Annotated in this window: 1 protein-coding gene; it reads left to right on the top strand. The window is 59.5% G+C overall.

Features of this window, described 5'->3' with window-relative positions; genetic code table 11:
• Positions 1–168: 168 nt before the first annotated feature.
• Positions 169–546 (top strand): hypothetical protein (locus ROI90_RS21150; protein ID WP_316000270.1); only part of this gene is annotated, 378 nt, incomplete at its 3' end.

Here is a 546-nt window from a genome sequence, read left to right as displayed (position 1 = left end):
GAGGTGATTCACCGCCGGTATCACGGATGTATTGACGGGCACGAAGAAGCGGCCAACGCGAAGATCATTAAGGCGTTGGAGGAAGAGGGTGACATCGTGTAGACGGTGGTGAAGGGGAAGAAGCCGATTGATTCGCGGGGCCGGTGCCTCAGGTGACAGACTCAGTCCGTGCTTCAGTTCGTCATTTCTGCTCAGCAGCAGACCCCCGCGGCACCTCCCGCATCGATCACGCCCGTCGTCGTAGTTGCGTTGTGCTCCCTCTTGGTAGCGTTGTTTTCCCTGATCTTCACCGTGGCGTCGTTTTGGAGGCTCAACGCCTACCAGGGGAAGTTGAAGTCCTGGGAGCCACGTTCCTTTGTCGCCCTGATCAACGGCTCCGTCCTGAGCTTCCGCTTCCCGCTCGTGCTGCACAACACCGGAGCGAAGCCGATCGTGGTGCAGGAGTTCCGCATGCGCATCATCGGTGAGTCCGTCCCGCCGCTCCCATGGAACGTATGCGGAGAGCATCTGTATCCCAGCGAGGGCGATGGGTTGCCAGCATGTTTT

It is taken from the genome of Hymenobacter endophyticus (genome assembly GCF_032464715.1).
Lineage (GTDB): Bacteria > Bacteroidota > Bacteroidia > Cytophagales > Hymenobacteraceae > Hymenobacter > Hymenobacter endophyticus.
Note: the sequence above shows the minus strand (reverse complement) of the source record. Positions and strands in the feature narration are given on the sequence as shown.